Source organism: Lelliottia nimipressuralis, from assembly GCF_004402045.1.
GTDB lineage: Bacteria > Pseudomonadota > Gammaproteobacteria > Enterobacterales > Enterobacteriaceae > Enterobacter > Enterobacter chinensis.
This window is the reverse complement of sequence record NZ_SOMG01000021.1, coordinates 20,487-38,122: the sequence shown is the minus strand read 5'-3', so window position 1 is coordinate 38,122 and position 17,636 is coordinate 20,487. Positions and strand designations below refer to the sequence as shown.

Genomic DNA, 17,636 nt, shown 5'->3' with positions numbered 1-17,636 from the left:
GGTGGCGGCTGCGCCTTACCCGGCCTACAGGACGTCGCATGCCCGTTGGTGTTACACCATCAAACTCACCTGCGCCGCCACGATCCGCCACCCGTAGGCAAACCGCACCCACGTCTGCTGCTGGCGGCCAATGCGTTCCGTGCCCTCGCGGGTAAATTCGGTGCTGCACACCGCGTAGTCTTCCCCGAAGGTGGTAATCACGGTGTGACGCAACGTCCTCTGTAACCCAGTGGACGGGCGCGCCGCGCGAAAGGCGCGGATTTCATCAATACCGTACAGGTTCTCACCCGCCCCCAGACGCACCGTGTTTTTGTCGTGCCAGAACAGCTCGTCCAGTACCGCAACGTTGTTGCTCACCAGCGCGTCTTCATAGCGGTAAAACGCGGCCGTCACTTCCGCCACGACCCACGGGAGGTTAATGTCATCGTGATTCATCATGCTGCAATCTCCGCCGGACGGGCATCGGTGATTCCACTCTCCTCCAGCACGCGCGCGACGCGCAGGCAGGCCTGCTCGTTAAACGGCGCGGCAATCAGCTGCAGGCCAATTGGCATTCCCTGCGTGGTGCGCAGCGGAACGGTGGTAACGGGTAAGCCTAAAAACGAAATCGGCTGGGTCAGCATGCCCATGCTGGCGCGAATGGGGAGCGGCTGGCCGTTAATTTCCATGGATTGCTCGCCAGCCAGCGTGGCGCTGCGCGGGGTGGCCGGGGCGATCAGCACGTCGGCCTGGGCGAATAAGGTTTTAAACGCCTGCCGGGCGTGCGCGCGAAACCGCTGGGCCTGAATGTACCAGGCGGAGGGGATCATCGCGCCTGCCAGCAGTCTTTCCCTGGAGTGCGGCTCAAAACGCTCAGGCTCGCGGCGAAGCGCGGGCAGGTACTGGTTTCCCCCTTCGGAGGCGCTGATGATAAACGCCGCGGCGCGCGCCAGTTCGGCGTCCGGGAACTGCAGCTCATCCTGCACGTCGAGCGCCTTCGCCACCCGCGCCACGGCGTCTCTGGCCTCTGCATCGCACCAGGTGGTGAAGTAGCCGCCGAGCACCGCGCAGCGCAGGCCCTCCAGGCCGCGGTCGAGCAGGGGACGCGTCAGTTCGCGCGGATGTTCAGCCTGAAAACCGTCGCTGCCGTCACGTCCCTGCAGCGCGTCGTACACGGATGCCAGATCGCATACGCGGCGGGCAAAGGGGCCGATGTGATCCAGACTCGCGACAAACGGATGGCTGCCGGAGCGCGACAGGCGACCAAAGGTTGGCTTCAGGCCATATATTCCGCACAGGGACGCCGGGACGCGAATCGAGCCGTTGGTGTCGGTGCCGAGCGAAAAGTGCACCAGCCCGGCGGCCACGGCGGCGGCCGAACCGCCGGATGAACCGCCCGCAATACGCGCCAGGTCGTGCGGGTTACGCGTCGTGCCGTAGTGGCTGTTTTCAGTGGTAAAGCCGTAGGCGTAGGCGTCCATATTCACCATGCCGGTCAGCAGCCCGCCCGCGCTGCGCAGCTGGCGCACCGCGAAGCTGTCAGCGGTCGCGGCAGTGTGCTGGCTGAACAGCTCAGCACCGGCCAGGGTGGTATGGCCGGCAACGTCAAACAGGTTTTTCACCGCATAGGGCACGCCCGCCAGCGGCGGCAGCGGGCGCTTTTCGCGTCGCAGGGTGTCGATATTCCCGGCCTCGGCGAGCATGCGTTTTTCCGTCACGGCGGTCCAGGCGTTGATCTGCGGATTAACGCGCGCAATCGCCTCCAGCGTCTGGCGGGCAATCTCGCGAGCGCTCAGCTCGCCTGCGCCAAGCGCCTGCTGAATATCGCCGATACTCATCTCGTGTAGCCTCATGCTTTATACACTCCTGCGATCTCCAGACGGTCATCGAGCGGCAGCGCCATCAGCGGCGCGGCCAGGGTGGCAATGCGGCTGAACTGCAATTGCAGCTCGGCGCGGCGGGTATCGTCCAGCGTCACGCCGAGCACGGACTCCATCTGCGCCAGATAGGCTTGCCAGTCGGGTTGTGGTGTCGTCATTGTTTCTCCTCAGAATCCGGCGGCCGCGCCGTTGCTGCGCGGGTCAAATGCTCCTTCGAACAGGCCGTTGGGGTGGCGAACAATCGCCCCCGCGTGGCCCATGGCTTCGCTAAAGTCAGGGAAGATTTCCACCTCATGTCCGAGTTCCTGAAGCCGTGAGACCGTCTCAGCGGTAAAGCGTCCTTCCAGTTTTAACGTGTCCGAGGTTTGTCCCCAGGTCCGTCCCAGCAGCCAGCGCGGGCGGGAGATGCTCTCCTGCAGGGGCACGCCCTGAATCGCGTAGCGGGTAAAGAGCGTGGCCTGGGTTTGCGGCTGCCCGTCGCCGCCCATCGAGCCGTAAACCATCACGCGTCCGTCACGAAGGCGTGCCGCCGCCGGGTTCAGGGTGTGGAAAGGCTGTTTGCCCGGCGCGAGAGCCAGAAGATGGTCGGGATCGAGGCTGAAAGACGCGCCGCGGTTCTGCCAGACGATGCCGGTATCGGGCAGCACCACGCCGCTGCCGAACTCGTGATAAATGCTCTGGATAAACGACACGGCAAGGCCGCTGCTATCCATCACGCCCATCCACACCGTATCGCCGGGGCCTTTTCCGCTGCCCCACGGCGCGGCGCGGCCGTCGTCAACCTTGTCGGCAAGCGCCTGAAGGGCAGCGGGGTCCAGCAGGCTCTGGATATCGGTTTTCAGCTCGCGCGGGTCGGTGATATGGGCATCGCGCAGGCCAAAGGCCAGCTTGGTGGCTTCAACGATGCGGTGAATAGTGTCGGCGTCGTCGGCCTCCGCCATGTTCAGCCGGTCGGTGATGCCGAGGATCGCCAGCGAGACCAGCCCCTGCGTCGGCGGGGCGAGGTTAAACACCTCACCTTGCTGGTGCTGCAGCGTCAGCGGCGCGGTGCGCCGGGCGAAATGCGCGTGTAAATCGTCCAGCGTCACGGGCAGGCCCAGCGCCTCCATGCCGTGCGCCAGCACTTTCGCCAGCGGGCCGCGATAAAAGCTGTCCAGACCGTCTTCCACCAGGCGCGTAAGGGTAGACGCCATGGCCGGTTGATAAAAGCGGCTGCCGACCTCTGGCGGTTTACCGTCTACCAGCCAGGTTTCCGCAAAACCGGGGATATCTTTCAGCTCGTCAAATTTGCTCGCCGTGGCATGGGCCTGAGACGGCGTGACCGGCGTGCCGTTTTGCGCATACTCAATGGCGTCGGCCAGCAGGCGGGCCAGCGGCAGCGCCTTGCCGGTCATCTCGCGCGAGACCTTAAGCGCCTCGTCCCAGCCGCTCACCGTGCCGGCGACGGTCAGCGCCGCGCGGGGACCCCGATGGGGGATTTGCGCCACATCACCATAGGCGGCAAGGGTTGCCAGAGAGCCCGCCGCCCCGCTGGCATCAATGGCGATCGGGTCACCCTGCGGGGGCACAATAAGCCAGAAGCCATCGCCACCCAGCCCGTTCATGTGCGGATAAACTACGGCGATGGTGGCCGCAGCCGCCACCATCGCTTCGATGGCGCTGCCACCTTCGCGCAGCACCGCCAGCGCGCTCTGGCTGGCAAGGTGGTGAGGCGCAACGGCCATCCCGCGTGTGGAAACATTACTGTGCATGAAGAATCCTCATAACCCTGAAAGTCACAAGATGCTGCAAAAGCTGTTCCAGTTCTGAAAGAAAAGTTTCAGTAAACTGGCACGTATAATGAAAGGCAAAATATGATGAAACAAAAGTTACAGAGGCGCTATGGAACAACTGGATGAACGTCTGAAGGCACAATACCCGTCGCTGTCGCCGCAGGAGCAGCGGGTGGCGGATTTTATTTTCGATCATTTTGACGACCTGATTAGCTACAACAGCGCCGAGCTGGCGCAGCTGAGCGGAGTATCGAAAGCCACGGTCAGCCGTCTGTTTAAGCGGCTGGGCTATGAGAAATATAAGGACATGCGCGACGAGCTGCGCACCCTGCGCCAGAGCGGGATGCCGCTCACCGATAACCGCGATGCGGTGCAGGGCAACACGCTGCTGGCGCGCCACTATAAGCAGGAGATGGCGAACCTGACCCAGTGGGTCAATGCCCTCGACGCGCAGCAGTTTGCCGAGGCGATGGCCTGCATGGTGAAGGCGCGGCGCATTGTCATCATCGGCATGCGTAACGCCTATCCGGCGGCGCTGCACCTGCGCCAGCAGCTGCTGCAGGCGCGCGGTCAGGTGCTGGTGCTGCCGCAGCCGGGGCAGAGCCTGAGCGAGGAGCTGGTGGATTTAACGCCCGACGATCTGGTGGTGATGATGGCCTTTCGCCGCCGCCCGCGCATCATCCGCCCGCTGATGCAGCAGCTTCAGAGCAGCGGTATTCCGGTGCTGCTGATGTGCGAGCCGCAGGCGCACAGCCTGTTTCCGCTGGCGAGCTGGCAGCTCTGCGCCCCGCTGGACAGCGTCTCGGCCTATGACAGCTATTCGTCGGTCAACAGCCTGATCAACCTGCTGGCGAACGCTTTTCTGCATGAAATTCTTGATAAAGGCCGTCCGCGCATTCACGACATTGCTTCCCTCTACCAGCAGCTGGACGAACTGGAACAACGATAATGGGGCATCAGGCTGGTGCTTTGCGTTAAAATGGTGCAGCTGTCGGGGCGGGAAAACGCACGTTTTTTCGACCCGTCCGCGTTTTATCAGGCTTTACAAGAATATTCCCCGCTTCGCTTTATCTGGCACATTAGTTGCTAAATCACATTCAAAGAATCTTTTGTTTCATGTTAACGTTACGGGGAAGCACCATGAAAAAATTGTTGATTGCACTGGCCGGGGCCGCATGCCTCTTCACACAGCTGCCGGCAAAGGCTGACCAGCTTCAGGATATTGAGAAGCGCGGCACTATCCGCATTGCCGTTCCGCAGGATTTCCCTCCGTTTGGCTCGGTCGGGACCGATCTCCAGCCGCAGGGCTATGACATCGACATGGCGCGTTACCTGGCCAAACAGATGAAGCTCAAGCTGCAGCTGGTGCCGGTGACCAGCGCTAACCGCGTGCCGTACCTGCAAACCGATAAGGTCGACCTGGTCATTTCAAGCCTCGGTAAAAACCCGGAGCGCGAGAAGGTGATCGACTTCAGCCGCGCCTACGCGCCGTTCTTCCTCGGCGTATTTGGCCCGAAAGGAGCCGAGCTGAAAGACGCCGCCGCGCTGAGCGGAAAAACCATCGGCGTGACGCGCGGAGCCGTGGAGGACATGGTGCTGACCAGCCTCGCGCCGAAAGACGCGGACGTGAAGCGCTACGAAGACAATAACACCACGCTCTCCGCCTACCTCTCCGGCCAGGTGCAGTACGTGGCAACCGGCAACCTTGTGGTGGCGGCTATTTCGCGTCAGAACGCGGCTAAAGCCCCGGTGCCGAGCTTTATGCTGAAAGACTCGCCGTGCTTTATTGGCCTGAAGAAGAACGAACCGGCCCTGAAGGCAAAAGTGGATGCGCTGATTGAACAGGGCATTAAGGACGGCACGCTGAACGGCCTGTCTGAGCAATGGCTGAAGGCTCCGCTGCCGGCAAATCTTGGCGCCTGAGCCGATGACGGAGCAACTTGATTTCTCCGCGCTCTGGCCGCACTGGCCGGAGCTGCTGGCGGGGCTGTGGGTCACCATTCAACTGACGGTGATGGCGACCGTTGGCGGCCTGGCGATAGGCATTTTCGGGGCGGCGATCCGCAGCGGACACACAACGTGGTACAGCCGGATCTGGGGCGGCTACGTGGAAATCATCCGCAACACGCCGTTTGTGGTACAGCTGTTTTTCATCGTCTTCGGCCTGCCGAATCTGGGGCTGAAGATGACGGCGGGGGAAGCGGCGCTGCTGGCCATGGTCGTGAACCTCGGCGCGTACAGCACCGAGATTATCCGTGCGGGCATTCAGGTCACGCCGAAAGGGCAGTGGGAAGCCGGACGCGTGCTGGGCCTGACCCGCCTGCAGACCTTTATCCGCGTGGTGCTGCCGCCCGCGCTGCAGCGCATTTATCCGGCGCTGGTAAGCCAGTGCATTATCGTGATGCTCGGCTCGTCGGTGGTGTCGCAGGTCTCGTATGAAGAGCTGACCTTTGCCGCCAACCTGATCCAGTCGAGAACGTTTCTGAGCTTTGAGGTCTATCTGGTGACCACCGGGATCTACTTAGCGCTGTCGATTACCCTGCGCCAGCTGATGATGGCGGCAGGACGCAAATGGCTGGGGGTGCAGGCATGATGACCACCTTTACCGACTGGGACATTATTCGCAACCTGCTGCTGGCCGGACGCTGGACGGTACTGCTGTCGCTCGTGGCCTTCGTCGGCGGCGCGGTGGTGACGCTGCCGCTGTTGCTGCTGCGCTTGACCGGCGGTCGCACCATAAACCGCCTGATTCGCGCCTATATTGAGCTGTTTCAGGGCACGCCGCTGCTGATGCAGCTTTTCCTGGCCTTCTTCGGCGTGGCGCTTTTCGGCATCGACGTTTCGCCGTGGACCGCCGCGTCGCTGGCGCTCACGTTCTACACCAGCGCGTTTCTGCTCGACATCTGGTTTGGCAGTATTCGCGCCTTGCCAAAAGGGCAGTGGGAAGCCTCGCGCTGCCTTGGGCTGACCTTTGGCCAGACCCTGTTTCGCGTGGTCGCCCCGCAGGCGCTGCGCATCGGCATCGCCCCGACGGTCGGCTTTGCCGTGCAGGTGATCAAGGGCACCGCCCTGGCGTCGATTATCGGCTTTATCGAGCTGACCAAGGCGGGCACAATGCTGACCAACGTGACCTATCAGCCGTTTAAGGTCTTTGCGCTGGTGGCGCTGGGCTACTTTATTCTGTGTTATCCGCTGTCCCGCTACAGCCGCTATCTGGAGACGAAATTCAATGCCTCTCATCACCATTAATCAGGTGCAGAAGTATTACGGCGATAACCACGTGCTCAAGGGCGTCGATCTGGATATCGACATGGGCCAGGTGATTTCCATTATCGGGCGCAGCGGGTCGGGCAAAAGCACGCTGCTGCGCTGCATCAACGGCCTGGAAGGCTATCAGGACGGCAGCATCAAGCTTGGCGGCATGACCATTACCGACCGGGACTCCCAGGCGCGCGAAATCAGCCGCTCGGTTGGGATGGTGTTCCAGAGCTTCAACCTGTTCCCGCACATGACGGCGCTGGAGAACGTGATGCTCGCCCCGCGCCGGGTGCTGAAGAAAAGCGCCGCCGAATGCCGGGCGCTGGCGCAGCAGATGCTGGAGAAAGTGGGCTTAGGCGATCGTCTGGACTACTACCCGTCGAGCCTCTCCGGCGGCCAGCAGCAGCGCGTGGCGATTGCCCGGGCGCTGGCGATGTCGCCTAAAGTGTTACTGTGTGACGAGATCACCTCCGCGCTCGACCCGGAGCTGGTGGGCGAAGTGCTCAGGGTGCTTGAGCAGCTGGCGGCCGAAGGGATGACCCTGATCCTCGTGACCCATGAAATGAATTTTGCCCGCGAAGTGGGCGACCGCGTGGTGTTTATGCACCAGGGGAAAGTCTGGGAGCAGGGCGACAGCAAAACGCTGTTCGCCAATCCGCAGACCACGGAACTGAAGCAGTTCATCTCCTCCGTGCGCGGCCTCAACTGATAAGGACTTAACAATGGATATCGCACGCTTTCCGCAAATCAATCCGCCGCAGCGCCTGCTGATGGGGCCGGGCCCGATCAACGCCGACCCGCGCGTGCTGCGCGCCATGTCGAGCCAGCTGATCGGCCAGTACGATCCGGCCATGACCCACTACATGAACGAAGTAATGGCGCTCTATCGCGGCGTGTTTCGCACCGAAAACCGCTGGACGATGCTGGTGGACGGCACCTCCCGCGCGGGGATTGAAGCGATACTGGTCTCCGCCATCCGCCCGGGCGATAAAGTGCTGGTGCCGGTCTTTGGCCGCTTCGGTCACCTGCTGTGCGAAATTGCCCGCCGCTGTCGGGCAGAAGTGCATACCATCGAGGTGCCGTGGGGCGAGGTGTTTACCCCGGACCAGGTGGAGGATGCCATCAAACGTATTCGCCCGCGCCTGCTGCTGACCGTGCAGGGCGACACCTCCACCACCATGCTGCAGCCGCTCGCGGAGCTCGGGGCCATCTGCCGCCGCTACGACGTGCTGTTTTATACTGACGCCACCGCGTCGCTCGGCGGCAACGCGCTGGAGACCGACGCCTGGGGGCTGGACGCCGTTTCCGCCGGGATGCAGAAGTGCCTCGGCGGCCCGTCGGGCACGTCGCCGATCACCCTGAGCGCGCGCATGGAGGAGGCGATCCGCCGCCGTAAATGCGTCGAGGAAGGCATTCGCACCGACGCCCACCGCGACGGCGACGAGGAGATGATCTACTCCAACTACTTCGATCTCGGCATGGTGATGGACTACTGGGGGCCGGAACGCCTGAACCACCACACGGAAGCCACTACCGCGCTGTTTGGCGCCCGGGAATGCGCGCGGCTGATCCTGCAGGAAGGGCTGGATAACGGTATCGCGCGCCACAAGCTCCACGGCGATGCGCTGCTGAAGGGGATTCAGGCGATGGGGCTGGAGACCTTCGGCGACCTAAAGCACAAGATGAACAACGTGCTGGGCGTGGTCATCCCGCAGGGCGTTAACGGTGACCAGGTACGCAAGCTGATGCTGGAGGATTTCGGGATTGAAATCGGCACCTCGTTTGGCCCGCTGCACGGCAAAGTGTGGCGCATTGGCACCATGGGCTATAACGCACGCAAAGACTGCGTGATGACCACCCTGAGCGCGCTGGAGTCGGTGCTTAACTACCTGAAATTCACGACCACGCAGGGGGCGGCGATGCAGGCCGCGTGGGACCACTATCGCCGCGAGACGCCGCAATGAGCCCGGCGGCAGAACGGGTGATGGCGCGCGCCGACGCGCTGGCCGCCATCAGCGAAACCCCGGATGCGCTGACGAGGGTCTACCTCTCCACCCAGCATCTGCAGGCCAACCAGCTGGTCGGAGAGTGGATGCGCCAGGCGGGAATGACCGTCTGGCAGGACAGCGTGGGCAATATCTGCGGACGCTATGAAGGCGCGCAGGAAGGGGCGCAGGCGGTGCTGCTCGGCTCGCATCTGGATACCGTGCGCAACGCCGGGCGCTACGACGGCATGCTCGGGGTGCTCACGGCCATCGAAGTGGTGGACAGCCTGCATCAGCAGGGGCTGCATCTGGCCCAGGCGATTGAGATTGTCGGCTTTGGCGACGAAGAGGGAACCCGTTTTGGGATCACCCTGTTAGGCAGCCGCGGCATCACTGGCACCTGGCCGCAGGGCTGGCTGGAGACCTGTGATGCTCACGGAATCAGCGTGGCGCAGGCGATGGTGCAGGCCGGGCTCGACCCCGCCCGCGTGGCGCTGGCGGCACGGCATCAGGACGATTTCAGCGCCTGTCTGGAGCTGCACATCGAACAGGGACCGTGTCTGGAGCAGGAAGGGCTGGCGCTGGGGGTGGTGGAAGCCATTAACGGCGCGCGCCGCCTTAACTGCCGCTTTACCGGCGAGGCCGGGCATGCGGGCACCGTGCCGATGAATCACCGCAAAGATGCGCTGGCCGCCGCTGCCGAATGGATGGTACTGATTGAAAACACCACCCGACAACGCGGCGGCAATCTGGTGGCGACGGTCGGTGAGCTGCGCTGCCTGCCGGGTGCGGTCAACGTGATCCCCGGCGAGGTTACGCTCTCGCTGGATATTCGCGGCCCGCAGGATGCACCGCTTGACGCGCTGCTCACTGAACTGCTGGCGCTGGCGCAGACGATAGCTGCCCGGCGAGGGATGCGTTTTACATCCGAAGAGTTTTACCGGATCGCCGCCACGCCGTGCGATGCGCGTTTGCAGCATCTGCTGGGGCAAGCCGTTGAATCGGTGCAGGGGCGCTCATTATCGCTGCCCAGCGGCGCCGGGCATGACACCATTGCTCTGGCGGAACGCTGGCCGGTCGGAATGCTGTTTGTGCGCTGCAGAGGGGGCGTCAGCCACCATCCGGCGGAATCGGTGATGGCTGAGGATGTTGCCCTGGCGATTGAGGCGTTTGGGCGGGCGGTAAGAACGCTTGGTGCGATCTGAGTGTTGCCCGGCGGCGCTGCGCTTGCACGGGCCTACGGGATGGGTAGGCCGGGTAAGCGGCAGCGCCACCTGCAAGGAATCACATCACTCCAGCCCCAGCGTATATTGCGCGATTTTAAAGTAGATAATCAGCCCGGTACCGTCGATAAGCGTCGCGATAAACGGCGCGGAGACGACCGCCGGGTCAATGCCGCAGCGCTTAAGCACCATGGGGATCACGGACGAGACGATGGCGCTCCACAGCGTAATGCACACCAGCGTCAGGCTGACGATAAGCGTGATTTCCAGCCCAATCCCCATCATCCAGGCGCGAATACACCCGGCAATCCCCAGCGTGGCGGCAATCATCAGCGACGTGGTCATCTCTTTTCGCAGCACGCGGGCAACGTCGCGCAGGTGTACTTCCCCCAGCGCCATGGCGCGCACCAGCGTGGAGGTGATCTGTGTCCCGCTGTTGCCACCCGTACCTATCAGCAGCGGAATAAAGAACGCCAGCGCAATGGCGGACTCCAGCGCCTCTTCAAAATGCTGAATGACCGAGCTGGTATAGGCTTCGGCGACAAACAGCAACAGCAGCCAGACGGAGCGTTTCTTCCACAGGCTGTACGGGCTGGTTTCCAGATAGGGCTTCTCCAGCGGCAGCGTCGCCCCCTGAAGCTGGGCATCTTCGGTGACGTCATCTTCCAGCAGATGCGCAATTTCACGTTCGGTGAGGCAGCCGACGAGCTTGCCGTGGGTGACCACCGGCACGACATCTGCGCCGCCGTGCGCCAGCAGTCCGGCAACATCGGCACGTTCATCCTCCGGTTTGACCTGCAAAAACTGCGCAATCATTAGCGATTTCACCGGCTGTACCGTGTCGGCGGTTTGCAGCAATTTGCGCACGGCAATCATGCCCGCCAGGCGGCCATTATCTTCTATGAAAATATGCGACGGGATATCATCGTCTTTTAATTTTTCGAAGAATTGCTCGCGCGCCAGCGCCACGCATAATGAAATATCGAGGACGATAAAATCGGTATTCATATATTGCGCGATGGCGCTGTCATTGAATGCCAGATTTTGGTTATGAATAGCGTAAGACATAGTGAATTCCCTTTGAATAATAAAATCTCTCAGGGGCGAGCAAGACAGGGCATGTCGAAAAGGAGATCCCCACGTCCTGGGTTCAGCACTGTACACCGTATCCCGCGAGGGAAGTTATACTGACAAAGCCTTGATTCGACAGTGCCTGTTTTACCCTGTGCCGGTTCTCTCGAACCCACCAGAGCGATAACGTGTATTTGTACAGGAGCCTCGCCATAACGAGATCGTTGTATACCCGTCATACTTCAAGTTGCAGGTGCGTTGGCTGCACTCACTCACCCCAGTCACGTACTTATGTACGCTCCCGGGGATTCGTTCCCTTGCCGCCTTCCTGCAACTCGAATTATTTAGGGTATAAAACGAGAGGGATAATACGCTTATTTGATATTGCCGCTCAGGAAATTAAATAATGTTTAAGAACGGTTTAGGAGAATCTTATTAATAAAGCGTTGACGGTTTATTTAAGATAATTCATTTCTAATGGAGGATTAAATAATCAACGGAGGAGAGGGAAATGGCGTGGTTTGATAATCTGCTGAATCATTTTGCGCTGTATCCGGCACATCTGTTCGCGCTGTTATTCGTGATGGCGCTGAGTAAATCGACGGTGCTGATCTCCTCCGTGCTGCCTCCCGCCTCGGTGATGCTGCTGACGGGCATTACCGTTAGCCAGGCGAGTATGCATCCGGCGCTGGCGTGGCTGGCCGTGGTGATGGGGGCAACGGTGGGGTCGGTGCTGAACTACCACATCGGCCAGCTGATGGGGCACACCCGGCTGGTCACGCGTTTCACCTCAAAGCATGCCGATAAGTTCTTACGGGTACAGCATCAGCTGCAAAAGAACGGTGTCATCGTGCTTTTTACGTCGCGTTTTCTGGCGGTATTGCGTTACATCGTCCCGCTGGCGGCGGGGATGCTCAGGCTGAATGCAGTCAAGGTCTACGCCGTCAGCCTGCTTTCCGCCTGCGTATGGGCGGCGCTGTATGTCGGCATTGTCACCGGCATCAGCGCCTTTTGAGTTACAAACTTCCCATCCCGCCGTCGACCAGCAGTTCCGTGCCCACCGTGTAGCTGGACTCGTCGGAGGCCAGATACAGCGCGGCTTTTGCCAGCTCCGTCGTCGAGCCCATTCTGCCGAGCGGCACAAGCTTGATGATCTCCGCCATCATCGCGTTAAGCGTTTCTTCGCTTAAGCCCGTTTTCGTAAAGGCCGGGGTTTCCACCGGGCCGGGGCTCAGGCCGTTGACGCGGATCCCGCGCGGCAGCAGCTCCGCCGACAGCGTACGCGCCAGCGACAGCAGGGCGGCCTTGCTCGCGGCATACACGCTGCTGGTGGGCAGGCCGATGCGCGCGCTTACGGAGCCGCACAGGATCACCGAGGACGGATTATTCAGCAGCGGCAGCAGCGCCTGAATTAAAAAGAACGGTCCCTTCAGGTTGATGCCCAGCAGACGATCCCAGGCATCCTCCTGCCACGCTTCCAGCGGCGCGTGCGTCACGTCGCCGGCGTTGAGAAACACCGCGTCCAGGCGTGGCCAGCGGGCGGCAAGCGTCTCCGCCAGCGCTTTTTGCGCAGTAATATCTCCCGCATCGGTCGGGATCACCCAGGCCTTATCGCCCAGAATGCGCTCTGCTTCGGCGAGGGTGTCCGGGTTACGTCCGGTGACGGCAACGCGTGCGCCTTCGGCGATAAACGCCTGCGCGGTGGCAAGACCAATGCCGCTGGTGCCGCCGGTAATCAGCGTATATTTATCTGTTAAACGACCCATGTTCTTCTCCTGAAATGTCTCTGGAGAAAGCACTATAGAAACGTTAGTATCGAAAGGAAACCAGGTACCAAATGGATACTAACGAGGCAAGAGGTGTGCTATGGCAGAAATGCTGGATGTGGCCTGCGAAAAAAAATCTGAGGCCTATACCTGCCCGATGACGCAGTTTGTAAACCTGATCTCCGGTAAATGGGCGATCCCGATTCTCTATCGTCTGATTGTGTTCAATACGCCCGTTCGCTTTGGCGATCTGCTGCGGGCGGCAGCGCCGATTACGCAAAAAGAGCTGACGAAGCAGCTTAGGCTTTTTGAGCAGCGCGGGCTGGTGACGCGTACGGTCTACCCGGAAATCCCGCCGCGCGTGGAATATCAAATCACCGCGCTCGGGTTAACCCTGCAAAATGCGCTCTCACCGCTGGCCGCCTGGATGAGCGAGTACGGCGACCAGCTGGAGCGTTAGGCTACTGTTTCACGTAGCGCGGTGCCGGAATACCGGTACGCGCGCTGTTAAACAGCTCAAGACGTGCCGTTTCGTAGCGATCCCACAGGCCAGCGTCATGCATCGGTGGGATGGTGATCGGTTCGCCCTGATCCAGACCCGCCAGCGACGCATCCACCATATCGTCGGTGGTCATTACCGAGCCTTCCGGCAGATCGTTAACCGTGACGCCCGAATGGCTCCAGATCTCCGTCGCCGTGGCGGCAGGCAGCACGGCCTGAATGCGCACGTTGCTGTCGGCAAACTCTTCCTGCAGCCCGCGGGTAAAGCTGAGCACCCACGCCTTGGTGGCGCTGTAGAGCGCGCTGCCCGCCCGCACGTGCAGGGCCAGCACGGACGCGATATTGATCAGCGTGCCGCGGTTATTCTGCGCCAGGCGCGGCAGGATAGCGTAGGTTAAACGCATCAGCGCCGTGGTGTTCAGCGTGTTAATTGCCTGATGCTGCGCCACATCACCTGCGAGGAACGGTACCATCTGCGCGGTGCCCGCGTTGTTAACCAGCGTATCGATGGCGGTATTGCTGCGCAGTTCCTCTTCCACGGCGCGGATCCCGGCTTCATCCGTCAGATCGGCCACCAGAACATCGACCGCGACGCCATAGCGCTCGCGCAGGTCGGTGGCCAGCGCCTGCAGCCGTTCCTCACGACGGGCGACCAGCACCAGGTTGACCCCGCGCGCGGCAAGACGATCGGCATAAACGGCACCAATTCCGGAAGACGCACCCGTGATCAGGGCGGTAGTGATTTGCGTAGTCATCGTGTGTTACCTCAAAGCAGAGTGGGTTATTTGGTTTCAATATGAAACTTAATTAACTCTCTGTGATTTGGTTTTATAATGCAACCATTTCTTGCGATCATTTTGTGCTTTTGCCGTCGGGCGCGATCAGGAGGGGAGTTTTGCCACGATTTGCTCAGGCGTCAGTTCGCGCCCGTCGTCGGCGATAAGCGCCAGTTTACGCAGGGGTTTACGCTTTTCGGTATCGACCAGTACGGTGCCGCATTCGTTTTCAGCAAACAAAAATTCATTGCCCCACTGCGACAGGGCAACCAGCACCGTCTGCAGGGCGCGTCCCTTGTCGGTCAGGACATACTCCTGCCAGGCGCTACCGTCGGAGGCGGGACGCAGCGTGAGGATGCCTTCGTCAACCAGCAGCTTTAGCCGCGTGGTCAGCATGTTTTTCGCAATACCGAGGCTTTTCTGAAACTCGCCGAAGCGCGTCACCCCGCGGAGCGCGTCGCGAACAATCAGCAGCGACCACCAGTCGCCGATGATATCCAGCGAACGGGCGACGGGGCAGGTGCTCTCTTCAAGGCGGGTACGTTTCACAGCTAATTCTCCGGTGGGGTATGGTTTTATTATAAAACTAATCGGCACACACCGTAAGCAGGTTAATCATCAGTTTGAGAAATGCTTCCCGGAAAATTGTCACGAATCTGTCACACTGAACGCGACATTTTAAAACGAGTGAGGAATTAGGGATGAGAAAAGCACTACTCGCGCTGGCAGTCGCCGGTTCCATTTCAGCAACGTTTGGCGTGCAGGCGCAAGAGACGCCGGAAGGGTATCAGCTGGAGCAAGTTTTAATCATGAGTCGTCACAACCTGCGCGCGCCGCTTGCCAACAACGGCAGCGTGCTGGAGCAATCGACGCCGAAGCAGTGGCCTGAGTGGGAGGTGCCGGGCGGGCAGCTCACCACCAAAGGCGGTGTGCTGGAGGTCTATATGGGCCATTACATGCGCGAGTGGCTGGCACAGCAGGGAATGATCAAGACCGGCGAATGCCCGCCAGCGGATAGCGTTTATGCCTATGCCAACAGCCTGCAGCGTACCGTCGCGACCGCGCAATTCTTCATTACCGGCGCGTTCCCGGGGTGCGATGTGCCCGTACATCATCAGGAAAAAATGGGCACCATGGATCCGACGTTCAACCCGGTGATTACCGATAGCTCGCCTGAGTTCCGCGAAAAAGCGCTGAAGGCGATGGAGGCCGAGCGGCAGAAAATGCAGCTTACAGAAAGCTATAAGCTGCTGGAGCAGATGACGAACTACGCCGATTCCCCGTCGTGCAAAGAGAAAAAGGTCTGTTCGCTGGCGGACGCGAAAGATACCTTCAGCGCCGACTATGAAAAAGAGCCAGGTGTATCCGGGCCGCTGAAAGTGGGTAACTCGCTGGTCGATGCGTTCACGCTGCAGTATTACGAAGGTTTCCCGGCCGACCAGGTGGCCTGGGGTGAAATCAAAACTGACCAGCAGTGGCGCGTACTCTCGAAGCTGAAAAACGGTTACCAGGACTCGCTCTTTACCTCCACCGAGGTGGCGCAAAACGTGGCGAAACCGCTGGTGAAGTACATTGATAAAACCCTGGTCACCGAGCAGGCGAAAGCGCCTAAGATCACACTGCTGGTGGGGCATGATTCGAACATTGCTTCCCTGCTCACCGCGCTGGATTTCAAACCGTACCAGCTGCACGACCAGCAGGAGCGCACCCCGATTGGCGGCAAAATTGTCTTCCAGCGCTGGCATGACAAAAATGCCAACCAGGAGCTGATGAAAATTGAGTATGTTTATCAGAGCTCGGAGCAGCTGCGTAACGCTAGCGTGCTGTCGCTGCAGTCGCCTGCGCAGCGCGTGACGCTGGAGCTGAAAGGTTGCCCGGTGGATGCGAACGGTTTCTGCCCTGTCGATAAATTCAATGCGGTGATGAACAACGCGGCGAAGTAAAAAGAGAACCCCCCGCTGCGGCGGGGGGAAACGATTAGACGTTTTTACGTTCGATGGTTTGCTCGCCCCAGAAGAGCGAGTCTTTGTCCGTCTTTTCGAAGGCGCGGACCAGCACCTCATCGTTACCTTCCTCCCAAATCTGCTCGGCCAGCTTCTCATCGTACTTCGCGACTTCAAAGATAGCTTCGGCAATCTCCGGAGAGGTGTTGCGTAAACTTGCCCATTCGCCCACGTGGTGAGCTTTGGATTCTTGAGTTGGCATGCTTGTCCTCCTGTTGGGTGTTAGCCGTTCAGTTTTTTGGCCAGACCCGCGACGTGTTCACCCTGATAGCGGGCGATAGACAGTTCTTCATTGCTGGGCTGGCGTGAGCCATCCCCACCGGCAATGGTGGTTGCACCGTACGGTGTGCCGCCACGTACCTGAGAAACATCAAATAACTCCTGTGCACCGTAGCCAATCGGCACGATCACCATTCCGTGGTGAGCAAGGGTAGTCCAGGTTGAGGTAATCGTCTGTTCCTGGCCGCCGCCGGTTCCGGTGGAGCTGAAGACGCTGGCGAGTTTGCCGTATAGCGCGCCTGAAGCCCACAGGCCGCCCGTCTGGTCGAGGAAGGTACGCATCTGGCCGGACATATTGCCGAAGCGGGTTGGGGTGCCAAAGATAATGGCATCGTAGTCAGCCAGTTCCTGCGGGGTGGCAACCGGGGCATTTTGCGTTTTCCCCCCGGCCTTCAGGAAGGCTTCTGCCTGCATGGTTTCCGGTACGCGCTTCACCACAACCTCAACGCCGTCCACCCTGTTTGCACCCTCTGCTACCGCGTGAGCCATGGTTTCAATGTGTCCATACATGGAATAATAGAGCACCAGAACTTTTGCCATTTTGCATCACTCCTCGTTTGTTTTTTCTGACAGCGGATCGCTGCGCTCATTTAAAGATATGCCATCACGGCCAGACTGCAAAAATGAACGCCATTTCTTTGATTTATAACAATATGGTTACAAAAAGCCTTTGTAGCAAAATGAAACAACTTTTTGGCGGCGCATTTTTAAAATGATAAGAAAGGTTTATGAATTACCGCCGCGTCATCTCACCCGAAAGAGTGAGATCATGTTGCAGAATATTACCTGTGGCTTGCCGGATAACCTCAGTCCACTAAGCTTAGTTTCACGCGGCAGAGATAAAGGGTTTGTCCCTGGGCCGCGAGGTGAAAGGATCCTCTTTTACTGAATGCAATATGATGTCTAATGTTTCACACACTGGAGGTTAGAGATGGCAAACCATCGTGGTGGTTCAGGTAATTTCGCTGAAGATCGTGAAAGAGCATCAGAAGCAGGCCGTAAAGGTGGCCAGCATAGCGGGGGTAATTTTAAAAATGATCCTCAACGCGCATCTGAGGCTGGCAAAAAAGGGGGTAAAAACAGCCACGGCAGCAGTAAGTAACACGCCGGGTTGAACCCCAGCCGCCGGGTTTTCCCGGCGGT

At 60.0% G+C, this 17,636-nt stretch carries 21 protein-coding genes and 1 riboswitch; of the genes, 11 read left to right on the top strand and 10 right to left on the bottom strand.

All coding sequences use genetic code 11. The annotated features are described in order from the left end of the window. Window positions 1-51 precede the first annotated feature (51 nt). Genes hpxZ through hpxW form a run of 4 tightly spaced genes read right to left on the bottom strand, consistent with a single transcriptional unit; the run spans window position 52 to window position 3,610 of the window. Window positions 52-438, bottom strand: coding sequence for an oxalurate catabolism protein HpxZ (hpxZ, locus tag E3U32_RS13200; RefSeq protein WP_134349145.1), 387 nt, complete (start codon window positions 436-438; stop codon window positions 52-54). Then, the gene (locus E3U32_RS13195; protein WP_134349144.1) at window positions 435-1,832 is read right to left on the bottom strand and encodes an AtzE family amidohydrolase; all 1,398 of its coding nucleotides are present in this window, start codon (window positions 1,830-1,832) and stop codon (window positions 435-437) included. The genes hpxZ and E3U32_RS13195 overlap by 4 nt, the downstream gene beginning before the upstream one ends. Beyond that, the gene (gene hpxX / locus E3U32_RS13190; RefSeq protein ID WP_126816790.1) at window positions 1,829-2,017 is read right to left on the bottom strand and encodes an oxalurate catabolism protein HpxX; all 189 of its coding nucleotides are present in this window, start codon (window positions 2,015-2,017) and stop codon (window positions 1,829-1,831) included. Before hpxX ends, E3U32_RS13195 begins: the two co-directional genes overlap by 4 nt. Before the next feature lie 9 nt (window positions 2,018-2,026). Next, entirely contained in the window at window positions 2,027-3,610 is a 1,584-nt protein-coding gene (gene hpxW, locus E3U32_RS13185) for an oxamate amidohydrolase (protein WP_134349143.1), read from the bottom strand. A 130-nt stretch (window positions 3,611-3,740) separates the two neighbouring features. On the opposite strand from hpxW, the gene hpxU reads away from it, so the two are divergent. The 7 genes from hpxU to hpxK all read left to right on the top strand — a co-directional run bounded on the left by hpxU (window position 3,741) and on the right by hpxK (window position 10,079). Further along, entirely contained in the window at window positions 3,741-4,580 is an 840-nt protein-coding gene (gene hpxU, locus E3U32_RS13180; protein ID WP_134349142.1) for a MurR/RpiR family transcriptional regulator HpxU, read from the top strand. Window positions 4,581-4,771: 191 nt separating this feature from the next. After that, entirely contained in the window at window positions 4,772-5,554 is a 783-nt protein-coding gene (locus E3U32_RS13175; protein ID WP_134349141.1) for a transporter substrate-binding domain-containing protein, read from the top strand. Between the two features lie 4 nt (window positions 5,555-5,558). Continuing rightward, window positions 5,559-6,224, top strand: coding sequence for an amino acid ABC transporter permease (locus E3U32_RS13170; RefSeq protein ID WP_134349140.1), 666 nt, complete (start codon window positions 5,559-5,561; stop codon window positions 6,222-6,224). Next, window positions 6,224-6,880, top strand: a complete 657-nt coding sequence (locus tag E3U32_RS13165) for an amino acid ABC transporter permease (protein WP_166790946.1) — start codon at window positions 6,224-6,226, stop codon at window positions 6,878-6,880. Before E3U32_RS13170 ends, E3U32_RS13165 begins: the two co-directional genes overlap by 1 nt. Next, complete coding sequence (locus E3U32_RS13160; RefSeq protein WP_134349139.1) at window positions 6,861-7,598, top strand: amino acid ABC transporter ATP-binding protein; 738 nt, start codon at window positions 6,861-6,863, stop codon at window positions 7,596-7,598. The genes E3U32_RS13165 and E3U32_RS13160 overlap by 20 nt, the downstream gene beginning before the upstream one ends. Before the next feature lie 13 nt (window positions 7,599-7,611). Beyond that, the gene (locus E3U32_RS13155; protein WP_039261669.1) at window positions 7,612-8,853 is read left to right on the top strand and encodes a pyridoxal-phosphate-dependent aminotransferase family protein; all 1,242 of its coding nucleotides are present in this window, start codon (window positions 7,612-7,614) and stop codon (window positions 8,851-8,853) included. Further along, a complete protein-coding gene (hpxK, locus tag E3U32_RS13150) occupies window positions 8,850-10,079 on the top strand; it encodes an allantoate amidohydrolase (RefSeq protein ID WP_134349138.1) in 1,230 nt (409 codons plus the stop codon). Before E3U32_RS13155 ends, hpxK begins: the two co-directional genes overlap by 4 nt. 84 nt (window positions 10,080-10,163) lie before the next feature. Here the strand turns inward: hpxK and E3U32_RS13145 are convergent, their stop codons facing one another. Next, window positions 10,164-11,165 (bottom strand): magnesium transporter, encoded by a 1,002-nt coding sequence (locus tag E3U32_RS13145; RefSeq protein WP_134349137.1) that lies wholly within the window; start codon window positions 11,163-11,165, stop codon window positions 10,164-10,166. A 60-nt stretch (window positions 11,166-11,225) separates the two neighbouring features. After that, a riboswitch (M-box (ykoK) riboswitch) is annotated at window positions 11,226-11,395 on the bottom strand. Window positions 11,396-11,679: 284 nt separating this feature from the next. On the opposite strand from E3U32_RS13145, the gene E3U32_RS13140 reads away from it, so the two are divergent. Then, complete coding sequence (locus E3U32_RS13140) at window positions 11,680-12,183, top strand: DedA family protein (RefSeq protein WP_134349136.1); 504 nt, start codon at window positions 11,680-11,682, stop codon at window positions 12,181-12,183. Between the two features lies 1 nt (window position 12,184). Here the strand turns inward: E3U32_RS13140 and E3U32_RS13135 are convergent, their stop codons facing one another. Next, window positions 12,185-12,934: an SDR family oxidoreductase gene (locus E3U32_RS13135; RefSeq protein ID WP_134349135.1), complete on the bottom strand. Its 750-nt coding sequence runs from the start codon at window positions 12,932-12,934 to the stop codon at window positions 12,185-12,187. A gap of 100 nt (window positions 12,935-13,034) precedes the next feature. Here E3U32_RS13135 and E3U32_RS13130 point away from each other — a divergent pair, with 100 nt between their 5' ends. Further along, window positions 13,035-13,394 carry a winged helix-turn-helix transcriptional regulator gene (locus E3U32_RS13130; RefSeq protein ID WP_134349134.1) on the top strand — a complete coding sequence of 120 codons (360 nt, stop codon included), beginning with the start codon at window positions 13,035-13,037 and terminating at the stop codon, window positions 13,392-13,394. A gap of 1 nt (window position 13,395) precedes the next feature. Here E3U32_RS13130 and E3U32_RS13125 read toward each other — a convergent pair whose 3' ends face one another. Further along, window positions 13,396-14,190: an SDR family NAD(P)-dependent oxidoreductase gene (locus E3U32_RS13125; protein ID WP_134349133.1), complete on the bottom strand. Its 795-nt coding sequence runs from the start codon at window positions 14,188-14,190 to the stop codon at window positions 13,396-13,398. A gap of 126 nt (window positions 14,191-14,316) precedes the next feature. After that, window positions 14,317-14,760 carry a winged helix-turn-helix transcriptional regulator gene (locus E3U32_RS13120; protein ID WP_134349132.1) on the bottom strand — a complete coding sequence of 148 codons (444 nt, stop codon included), beginning with the start codon at window positions 14,758-14,760 and terminating at the stop codon, window positions 14,317-14,319. 152 nt (window positions 14,761-14,912) lie between these two features. On the opposite strand from E3U32_RS13120, the gene agp reads away from it, so the two are divergent. Then, a complete protein-coding gene (agp, locus tag E3U32_RS13115; protein ID WP_134349131.1) occupies window positions 14,913-16,154 on the top strand; it encodes a bifunctional glucose-1-phosphatase/inositol phosphatase in 1,242 nt (413 codons plus the stop codon). Between the two features lie 34 nt (window positions 16,155-16,188). Here agp and E3U32_RS13110 read toward each other — a convergent pair whose 3' ends face one another. Together E3U32_RS13110 and wrbA are read right to left on the bottom strand one after the other, a co-directional pair. Then, the gene (locus E3U32_RS13110) at window positions 16,189-16,416 is read right to left on the bottom strand and encodes a YccJ family protein (RefSeq protein WP_008499832.1); all 228 of its coding nucleotides are present in this window, start codon (window positions 16,414-16,416) and stop codon (window positions 16,189-16,191) included. A gap of 20 nt (window positions 16,417-16,436) precedes the next feature. Then, on the bottom strand, window positions 16,437-17,033 hold the full coding sequence (wrbA, locus tag E3U32_RS13105) for an NAD(P)H:quinone oxidoreductase (protein WP_134349130.1): 597 nt from the start codon (window positions 17,031-17,033) through the stop codon (window positions 16,437-16,439). Window positions 17,034-17,424: 391 nt separating this feature from the next. Here wrbA and E3U32_RS13100 point away from each other — a divergent pair, with 391 nt between their 5' ends. Continuing rightward, complete coding sequence (locus E3U32_RS13100; protein WP_023311077.1) at window positions 17,425-17,595, top strand: general stress protein; 171 nt, start codon at window positions 17,425-17,427, stop codon at window positions 17,593-17,595. The last annotated feature ends 41 nt before the right edge of the window (window positions 17,596-17,636 follow it).